The sequence below is a fragment of the Ruegeria sp. BI11 genome (genome assembly GCF_056538005.1).
Map to the genome: position 1 here is coordinate 22,996 of NZ_JBQFSM010000022.1, position 8,982 is coordinate 31,977.

Sequence of the window (8,982 nt, forward strand, 5' to 3'; positions counted from 1 at the left end):
CTCTTTCATAAAATCTCCATAACGAGAGGCGATCTGCCTCAAGCGTGCGACGCACTTAGTCTTTGATCCAAGAATCGTCAATATATGTGTGTGGAAAAATTGTAGTTGTATCTGAGCAATTTGGATCGACAGGTATTCGCCCGAGTTTCTGCTTTTGGCATTATCCGGCTTGTTCTGTCCATTGGTCGCACTCAGTACAAAGGTCATGCCTTGAAATCCGCGTGATTTTCAGCTTGACGCAATACGGATACTCTAGGTTCCAGCCGGCATGCCGGCTTCCACCCAGAACACCCCAACATGATCTCCCTGTCCCAGTAGCCCCTGAGCCGTCTCTTGCGAGCCGGGGCATGGGCTTTGGGTCATGGTCGGTCCATGCCGTTGTGATCTGGTAGGGAAGGCGTGGAACATCTCGTGTGAGAATGCCCCTAATCTAGTTTCGTTGGCTGGTGGTTAGCGCAAGACTGGCCCCCAATGCGAAATCATAGTATCTGATTACATGACCTTTTTCGTGGCGAAAAAGGAATAACTGGCCCGCTTCGGCGGGCCTCTTTTTTGGCAACTTGGGGCTGGTTCGAGGGATGTAACCGCGGTTACACACTTCTAACCCGGCGACTGTAACCGCGGTTACACTCCGCTGAATCGACGTCAGATCTTCCCCCCGTGATGCCGCTTTGCGGACAAGGGCATGCCCACACTTAGACCATCGGTCATTAACGTGGTGGTCACAGACAGATTGTCTGAATTGCTCGCAGGAATACCCAGATCTCTCAATTCTCTGTCTGTCATGGAATCCAATCCTCTGAGCTTTCCTTTGCGCCGAGCCTTTTTCTCTTCAGGCGAGGCGGTGGGCCAAGAGAAAAACCCATAATTTAATACTGGACCAATATAAGCCATCTTCATTCCCTCCTCCCTTAACCAATCTCTACGATAGTTATTTGGGGAGCGCGGATGACGGCGGCGTTTCCTGATCATTAAGCTGCATTAATGCTTCGACGGGTCTTTTTGGGGCAATCTACATACCGGTCGAGCCAATGTAACCGCGGTTACACTCGAAAACTGGAAAGGCTGATTACCTGATTTTAGCTGTTGGGAGTTCGAAGCCAGGATGTGACCGTGAACTGTGTCCCGAGTCTGCCGTGTGAACGGATCAGAGCGTTGTCCAGTCTGCGGTTGGCTTCCCAAACACCGCCGCTCGCCTCGATTTCAAAAACGCCCGAGTTGAGCAGGTTCAACAAATCATCGTTGAATTGAACATCGGTGAAGATAGTACCAAGTTCGTTTCCAATGGCGGTAGCGTCGACATACTGACCAGTATTCAACGAGCAATCCAGCCGTGCAACGGCGTCGTCAGCAAACGCCGACATGGATTCTTGCCACCATCCTTGCAACGTTTTTTGGGGGTCAAACAGATCGGCAGACAGCTTGGATGCATTTATGCCCCGAGCCCCGGAAGCTCGCAGTAGCAGGTCGCTTTCGCGGCCGATTCGGTTGCATTGTCCATCAACCTTGTGTTCGTCAATCGATGTGGAGAATGAAACTGCCCAATATACCGGGTCTTCATGCCCGGCGGGAACGTCTGCAGGACCGAAGGCTGGACCGAAAGCAACGGGTTCTGAGAATGCAGCAGTGACGTGCTTCATGAACTCTTCAAGACCGGCATCGGGTTTGTCCATCAGCCGAATGGTGACGTCAACGAGCGGGTCGGTCATCGCGGGCCTAGGCCAGAACAAACAGATTGCGATGAGAAAACAGGATATTTTCATATTATTATCAATTGCTTGTAAAAACATGCGGGTTGCTGAAGATTATGAATCTCGGCTCCTTTACGCCAGGCCAGCTTTAGCCGTGCTTCCCATTCCGTCAGCTTTGCAATGCTGTTCATACGTCGGCGCACACCTGATAGGCTTTCCCATCGTCTCAGCCGATACCATTCAGTCCCCAACTCGCGGGCCGAGCCCAGCAGGCGACGTCGGTAGAAGTTGTGTAACCGTTGCTCCGTAGCATACGCCCAGGGCATCGACACCGAATATGCGATAGTCAGGCTCTCTCCGGACCCACGTTCGAGTTCCCGGCGTCGATCGTTCGTAAGACGTTCAGTGAAGCCGATCTTGAACAGATCCGGGCTGTCCCGGCTTACCATCAAATAGACGGTTCCTATCTTCACTCTTTGCGCCAACCACCGGACTCCCGCTGATCGACGCTTCCTGCCATTTGACCGCTTCATAGTTGATCTCGAATGTGTTTCAGGAATGACTGTCAGTCATACAATGCACCCCAATACAAGCGAGTTAAACAAGTTTAGACAAACCAAAGGTTGTTCTGTACGCATTGACTATCTTCACGGTTACAAATTGAGGACAAGGTATTCCAACGATGAAAAACACGAGCCTTGAAACCCTTACAAAACCCTACGGTGAAACTTCTGGAAAAGGTGTCTACTGATGGTAAGCGAACCGGCGGCAAAGGTCGTTATGGCAATCCGCGATGTTGTTGGAGAGCAGATGCTGGGCATAGATCTCGAAACCTTAATTCAGCATGAGTTCACCAAAGACCTTGATCCTTATGACTTCCTCGCTGGGATCGAAGAAGCTGAGCGCTTCGGCTATGTCCGTGTTTCTAGGATGATCGGGCAAAGTCGACCAAACATTCCCAATCAGCCTGCAGATCTCCGAGCCATAGCGTAGGTTTCAATATTGGAATCCGGCCACCAGTTTTGCGATGCGTTTCTGAAGTAGCGACATCCAGCAAGTGAGCAAGCGAATGAGCGATCCAGTACCGGTCAAGAGCATGACGCCTGAAGAGAAAGCAGTCCTACTCACAACGCCGGTCTTGGAAGTGGTGCCGGTTCCTGGTGGGTGGGGAATGGCCGTCGATGTTGCTGATGATGAAAGCGAAGGGAGCCTTAAGCGCCAGTATTTCATCTTCAACGAACAACACGACGCCGAAGGTTTTCGCTCGTTGCTCAAACACGGTTTCAATTAAGAGTTTTACGACAGATCAACGGCAGTTTCGTTACCTTTCGTCGCCACTCATTGCCTTTTATTAGCAGCTGCTCACATTTGTTGTGGAAATCTTAAGAGCCATACCTTACATAGATTAGTGACATGACTGGCCCCTCTGCACGTAAGTGTACGGGTCAGTTCTCATTTTCAGAGCCTAAATCATTGGCACCTTACCACAAACCGTTCCTCACAACCGATCAGCAAATTGCTCTCCTTCGCAGTCGTGGGATGGCAATAACGAACGAAGATAAAGCTAAAGCGCGTCTTGCGCGCATTGGGTACTATCGGTTGAGCGCGTATTGGTTTCCTAACCGAAAGTCCGTTCAATACCTTGATCCTGCTGACAATCGGACGAAGACCCGTATCCTCGATGATTTCCGCGACGGTACAAGTTTCTCCGACGCTTTGGATTTCTACGTCTTCGACAAAAAGCTACGTCTCATTGTGCTGGATGCACTTGAGCGAGTTGAAATAGGTATCCGGACCGATATAGCAATACTGCTTGGTGTTCATGATCCCTGGGCCCATCGCAAACCCTTACTTCTGCACGGTAATTTCAGCCGCCCAAATGTTGCGCTTGCCCGTATCGCGCAGATCCAGAGTCTGGCAGGGCAAACACCAAAGCCTACTAAACAGGCAATAGCTCAGATTGTGGGTGTTTCTCCGAAGACCGTTAGTTTCGTCCTCAAAAGCCCTGCCAAAGCCAGCGAGTCTAAGTTGGACGAATGGTTGGCGCGGCTGGACAGCAAATTCAGAAAGTCCAAAGAGGATTTTGCAAAGCACTTCAAAGCTAAATATCCAGGCGATGTCCCGCCTATCTGGGTCGCCGTTGAGCTCTGGGACTTTGGAACACTGTCTCATTTTTATAGCGGTATGACGGTCGCTGATAGGGATAAGATCGCTGCTCTTTATGGCCTCTCTTCAGGTGACATACTTGAATCGTGGTTGCGAAACCTCAACGATGTCCGGAATTTTTGCGCCCACCATTCGCGCCTGTGGAACCGAAACATGGCAGCTCGGCCTTCATGGGTTCGGGCAGGCGATGTTCCGGATTTGGATCACCTCGTTGGTCAGACCCATAAACAAACAAGATTCTACACCTCGGCGGTGATGCTTCAGTTCTTGTTGAAGCGCATTAACCCTTCCAGCAAGTGGGGCGAACGATTGATTGAACATGTCGCCACTTTGCCCAAAAACCCTTATGTAACGCTGGATAGTGCCGGTTTCTTCGATAAGTGGTTAGAAGAGTCCATTTGGAAATAAGAGCCGTTGACGCTGCTGAATGTCTGCAATGATGTTCCGGGCAAATCCCGCGCCTTGTGGCGCGTGACCGCGTGCTAGTCGGACGCCGGCTGCGCCGACCTCCGACCCGAACCAATCATATCCTTTCTCCCTTCGGCCCGGGTAGCGGTGAACCTGTCTCGTCCCGAGCCAGCTTAACCGCGGCCAAATGGTCGCCAGGACATGCTTGTTTCGGCCCAAAGGGTGACGCCCGCTTTTGCAATAGTCCGGGGAGATCCGCGCGGGGCGCGCGGCTCGCATTGAGTATTGGACAGGGTAGGGGATCGACGCGCTGACGCGCGCTCACCCCAACCCTGGCATTGTCCAATAGTGGGGCTGCTGTGCCCGGCCGAGGGCCGGCCCCATCATCCCGATCCGCCCGCATCCTGCGTCGGGCCGGTCAAGGGGCAAGCGCCGCGCATGGCGCGTCGTCTCCACGTCAAAAAAACCGGTTCCTCCCACGCGCCCTGCGCGCGGTTCCCTCCCATTTTTTTGCCGCTCCGACCCCGTGACAGTCCCGCCCCAGGCCACAGGCAGGGCTTTGCCCTTCCTGCTCTGCCAGCCGAAAGACACGGGGTCTTTCAGCCAACAGATCAGAAGGCCGCGCCCATTAGCGGATAGCCGGGAAACATCGGCAACCGCATCGCCACGATAAGGAGACGCCACGAATGGCTGATTTTGAATTTGATATCACCGCAACCTACTCCCCCGAGGACAACAAAATCCGTTTGTATGCTTCGGAGCGATTGGACGCCGAAACCTTCCAGCGGGTTAAAGCCGCAGGCTTCAAATGGGCACCTAAGCAGGAGCTTTTTGTTGCACCCATGTGGACTGTTGCCCGTGAAAACCTTGCGCTTGAACTGGCAGGCGAGATTGAACCCGAAGAAACCACACTTGCCGAGCGGGCGCAGATCAAAGCGGAACGCTTGGACGGGATCGCAGAGAAGCGCGCGGAACAGGCAAACGCATTTCACCGAGCAGCCGACGAGCTGTCCCGCGCCTTCGAATTTGGTCAGCCCATTCTTGTTGGGCATCACTCCGAGCGGAAGGCCCGGAAGACGCAAGAGCGGATGCACAACGCCATGGACAAGGCCGTCAAGGCGCATAGTGCTATCAGCTATTGGCAATATCGCGCGGCAGGCGTCGAGGCTCACGCAAACATGAAGAACGACCCAAAAGTCAGAGCGGGGCGGATCAAGAAGCTACTGGCCGAGCTGCGCGACCTTCAGCGTGCATTGAACGCTGCCCATAAGGCCCTTGCAATGTGGGAGAGCGCGACCACTGACGGGCAAATCAATTTGATCCTGGCTCGCGGCCATTCTTCGGTTCCTTATGGCCTATATTCTGCCGTTGCAGAGGGTAAGACCACCCCGGCAGAAGCCCGTGCGCAGCGTATTGAGGCAGCAAAACGCACCATCGCAAGTGACCACCTGTCCCGTCGCATTTCACACACCCTCAACCGCCTTTCATATGAGCGCGAAATGCTGGGTGAGGTGCCACGGTTCGAAGGTGAGATTACGCCGACTCTCTTGCAAATGTTCGTTCGTGAACACGGTGCAGACAAGCCGAAAGGCAAAAAAGCCGATGACGATCTGTTTTCCGTGGAATGTGACGCGCCGTTGCCCGCCCATGTCGCCAACGGCAGCACCGTTGAGATGTCCGCCGATGAATGGCGCGACTTGATGCAGTCTTGTGGTTACGTGCCGCCAGCAAAGAAACCGGCAAAGCCGCCTATCCTCAATTTCAAAGCGGCGTCTGGTCAGATCATCGGCAAATCGAACGCAGTCTATCGCGGCGCTGAACCTACAGAGACTTTCCGGCAGGTCGAAATGACCAAAGCCGAGCATGGCTCTATTCGGAGCGAAAGCCGGTACATTCGCTATTCCGCTTGTGGTGAATTCCGGTTCCGGACGGCCCCCGACCCTGAACACAAAGGCCCTTATTATCTTTGCCCTCGGGTTGCTGTGTTCATCACCGACCAAAAGCAGCACGACGCTCCGGCCAGCACTCAGGAAGCGGGGGCCGACCAGTGAGCCACCATTGGGAAACCCATCTTTACACCTTCGCTGTCGCGCTCACTCAGGGCGCGGCAATCCTGCCCGAGAACCTGCAGGGGATCCGGGAAAAGGCACTCAAACACGGTCACACAGAGAGAGAATGTCAGATCGTTGAGGCCGACCCGATGGAATACGTCCGGCATGGTTTTTCGCGTATATCGGTTCCGGGAAGGGCCGTTACGGGGCGTCGTTTGGCAACGGCACGGAAGGTCTACCGCCTGAAGAATGGTGTTCGCCTCATATCTTGCCGCTCAGCTTACGGAGCGACCGCCGCTGTTTGGCTGTCATGGGCCGGCGCCCCAATGAATATGCCGCGTGACCAGATTGCCGCATGGTTGCGCGCTGCCCGGCGTCATCAATTTGTAGAGGCCGTACTATGAAGCGACCAAGCATCTATTACCGTCCAAACAAGCCCCTAACCATTCCGGTTAGGGCGCGACAGGATGCGCCCAAGCTGGACGAGCTGAAGGCCCCTGAAGTCATCGCCGTTGATAAGTTCACCGAATGCCACGTTACGCCTGATCCTGTCGCTGCGCGGATGGTTGGTTATCTCGGGCCGCAAGGTGACTATCTGACATTGGAGCCAAGCGCCGGAACCGGCCAGCTCGCAAAGGCGCTGATTGCATCAGGTCACAGCACTTGCGAATTGACCATGATCGAGCGCCACAACACGCTTGCGGCAAAGCTGCGCGCGATCGGTCCGACGATCAACCGTTGCTTTCTTGAGTATGCGGAAGAAGTCAAAGGCCGCGCGCAATTTCCGCGCATCATCATGAATCCTCCGTTTCGGCAGGTTCGCCAGCACATCGAGGCCGCATTGTCGCTGCTAGGGCGGGGCGGGCACGACGAGCCGGCAACACTTGTTGCCCTGGTCCCCGTCACGTTTCACCACGACGAGGCCGAAGAACTCGAAACCTTGCCGCCAGACACATTTGCGACGGCCCGCGTTCACACAAAGATCATAAGAATCCGCCGCTGAGGAAACCAGATGTCTACAAAACCAATTGTCAGGATTGCTTGTGATGCAATGCAGTTTTTTGAAATCGACTTGCCGGATGGAGCAGACCCGGAAACTTACGCCGATTCAGACGAAGCCCGCGCACATTTCGCCGATCTGGTGTCGTCTGGCTTCATAGATTTTCAGCTCGTCCGCCGGTTTGACCGCGACGGAAAGGAGGTTTGACCACAGTCAGCGCGCCGCCATGTGTGGCGCACTTTCCTCTGGTCGCCTTTGGTGTCCCGGCGAACCGGGGCCGCTTGCCCCAGTTCGCCAGGACTGTGCGCTGCCCGCGCACGGGGCCGCTGCACGGCCTGGTCATCCTGCAATAAGCCGCCGTCACGAACGCATTGCAAGTCCGCTGCCCGAATGTATGAGGCCAGAGCTGCCTCGGAGCTGAGACAAGCCAATGTCAGATATCGTCCGCTCATCTGCCATTGGGCACGACGAGCCGAGCAATAAGACCGACCAAAAGCGTCGGATGACTGATTTGAGCCCAGAGTGTCCGATGCTGTATCGCCAACGAATGACCGCTTTCAGACAACCTAAAACGAGTCATCTGGCAACTTCACAAAATCAATCATGCCTTCCAGCGTAGTGACTGGATCACAGTGTTTGGCTCCGGAGTAAGGCATGAAATCTTCGCCAGACTCATACAAAATTCGAAGGCCCGCCAAAATTGGAGCGCGAACGCTCTTGGGAAGGTCATTGTAGTCAGCCGCTAAGTTGGTCCAACGAAACTTAAACCAGCCGACGTTGTCTCTGCCCTGTAGTGCATTTGCCAAAAGGAGCGCAGTACAAGGCACGAAACCAGGCGTTGATCGCACGTGAGATACAAGTTCGACGACTTCGCTTGGATACCAAACATCTTTTGGGAATAGGCATGTCTCCGACGAAAGCGCGTCGTTCAGAGCTTCCAGATGCTGGTCGATATCACTTCCGTAATCGGCGGCAGCAACGCTTTTGCGCGTTGGCTCGTCCATTGTCTTGGCGACCTCACACAGTTCGGGAAGTACTTGCTCGGCTGGGCGTGTCAGCCTAGTTTCATGAGGCAGAAAGTACTCTGCTGGTTTATAGCTGTAGGAGAAGTCTTCGAGAATGTCCAAGCCGCGAAGTATAGCGGTGCGAATATGCCGACGTGAGGCGAGTATTTTCTCTTCCGCCATTTTGGCGAAGTCTTTTGTGTCGCCGCTCCACAATCCCCTTTGAAGATCGGTGACCACGATCATTGCAACTGCGATGTCTGCCCCTTCAGAGGAATCCAAAGCTATGACCGCGAGTCGTTCATAGCACTTTGCGTCTGCCTCGTCTTCAAAGCGACACGACCTTTCCCGAACGATCCTTGGAAACTCCTGACCGCCAATCTGAGCAAGCAGAACATCGTCTTGAGCTTGCAGCAACCAAATCAGGTCGAATGCAGCTTGCGCCTGTCGAAATTGAAAGTCTGGACGATCCATGTGTGAAAGCTAATTTTCCCGAGTGACTATTTTAAGGCATTGAGCGCCCGAACCACCTCAAAAAGCCGCCATTCGCTATTACGATGTGAATGGCCGTTTTGTCCGGATACTGTTGAAGAAGTCGATGTTTTGGCTGGTTTGACGGCTGTCGAGATTTGGGGTGACGCGCCTTTTCTTCATGTGGGGGC

The 8,982-nt window shown here is 54.0% G+C and carries 11 protein-coding genes; 7 read left to right on the forward strand and 4 right to left on the reverse strand.

The features are described 5' to 3' along the window. Positions 1 to 645: 645 nt before the first annotated feature. The 3 genes from ACR0DT_RS24170 to ACR0DT_RS24180 all read right to left on the reverse strand — a co-directional run bounded on the left by ACR0DT_RS24170 (position 646) and on the right by ACR0DT_RS24180 (position 2,224). Positions 646 to 900, reverse strand: a complete 255-nt coding sequence (locus ACR0DT_RS24170; RefSeq protein ID WP_480713224.1) for a hypothetical protein — start codon at positions 898 to 900, stop codon at positions 646 to 648. Positions 901 to 1,079: 179 nt separating this feature from the next. Continuing rightward, positions 1,080 to 1,790, reverse strand: a complete 711-nt coding sequence (locus ACR0DT_RS24175) for a hypothetical protein (protein WP_480713225.1) — start codon at positions 1,788 to 1,790, stop codon at positions 1,080 to 1,082. Beyond that, positions 1,760 to 2,224 carry a GIY-YIG nuclease family protein gene (locus ACR0DT_RS24180; protein WP_480713226.1) on the reverse strand — a complete coding sequence of 155 codons (465 nt, stop codon included), beginning with the start codon at positions 2,222 to 2,224 and terminating at the stop codon, positions 1,760 to 1,762. Before ACR0DT_RS24180 ends, ACR0DT_RS24175 begins: the two co-directional genes overlap by 31 nt. A 217-nt stretch (positions 2,225 to 2,441) precedes the next feature. Between ACR0DT_RS24180 and ACR0DT_RS24185 the strand changes: the two genes are divergently transcribed. The 7 genes from ACR0DT_RS24185 (at position 2,442) to ACR0DT_RS24215 (ending at position 7,523) form a co-directional block, all read left to right on the forward strand. Next, entirely contained in the window at positions 2,442 to 2,684 is a 243-nt protein-coding gene (locus ACR0DT_RS24185; protein ID WP_480713227.1) for a hypothetical protein, read from the forward strand. 76 nt (positions 2,685 to 2,760) lie between these two features. Further along, on the forward strand, positions 2,761 to 2,982 hold the full coding sequence (locus ACR0DT_RS24190) for a hypothetical protein (protein WP_480713228.1): 222 nt from the start codon (positions 2,761 to 2,763) through the stop codon (positions 2,980 to 2,982). 248 nt (positions 2,983 to 3,230) lie between these two features. Next, positions 3,231 to 4,265 carry an Abi family protein gene (locus ACR0DT_RS24195; protein WP_480713229.1) on the forward strand — a complete coding sequence of 345 codons (1,035 nt, stop codon included), beginning with the start codon at positions 3,231 to 3,233 and terminating at the stop codon, positions 4,263 to 4,265. A 686-nt stretch (positions 4,266 to 4,951) separates the two neighbouring features. Further along, on the forward strand, positions 4,952 to 6,316 hold the full coding sequence (locus ACR0DT_RS24200; protein WP_480713230.1) for a DUF3560 domain-containing protein: 1,365 nt from the start codon (positions 4,952 to 4,954) through the stop codon (positions 6,314 to 6,316). Continuing rightward, positions 6,313 to 6,720 carry a hypothetical protein gene (locus tag ACR0DT_RS24205; protein WP_480713231.1) on the forward strand — a complete coding sequence of 136 codons (408 nt, stop codon included), beginning with the start codon at positions 6,313 to 6,315 and terminating at the stop codon, positions 6,718 to 6,720. Before ACR0DT_RS24200 ends, ACR0DT_RS24205 begins: the two co-directional genes overlap by 4 nt. After that, positions 6,717 to 7,319, forward strand: coding sequence for a hypothetical protein (locus ACR0DT_RS24210; RefSeq protein ID WP_480713232.1), 603 nt, complete (start codon positions 6,717 to 6,719; stop codon positions 7,317 to 7,319). Before ACR0DT_RS24205 ends, ACR0DT_RS24210 begins: the two co-directional genes overlap by 4 nt. Before the next feature lie 9 nt (positions 7,320 to 7,328). Beyond that, positions 7,329 to 7,523 carry a hypothetical protein gene (locus ACR0DT_RS24215; protein ID WP_480713233.1) on the forward strand — a complete coding sequence of 65 codons (195 nt, stop codon included), beginning with the start codon at positions 7,329 to 7,331 and terminating at the stop codon, positions 7,521 to 7,523. A gap of 359 nt (positions 7,524 to 7,882) precedes the next feature. Here the strand turns inward: ACR0DT_RS24215 and ACR0DT_RS24220 are convergent, their stop codons facing one another. Then, entirely contained in the window at positions 7,883 to 8,794 is a 912-nt protein-coding gene (locus tag ACR0DT_RS24220) for a hypothetical protein (RefSeq protein WP_480713234.1), read from the reverse strand. Positions 8,795 to 8,982: the final 188 nt, after the last annotated feature.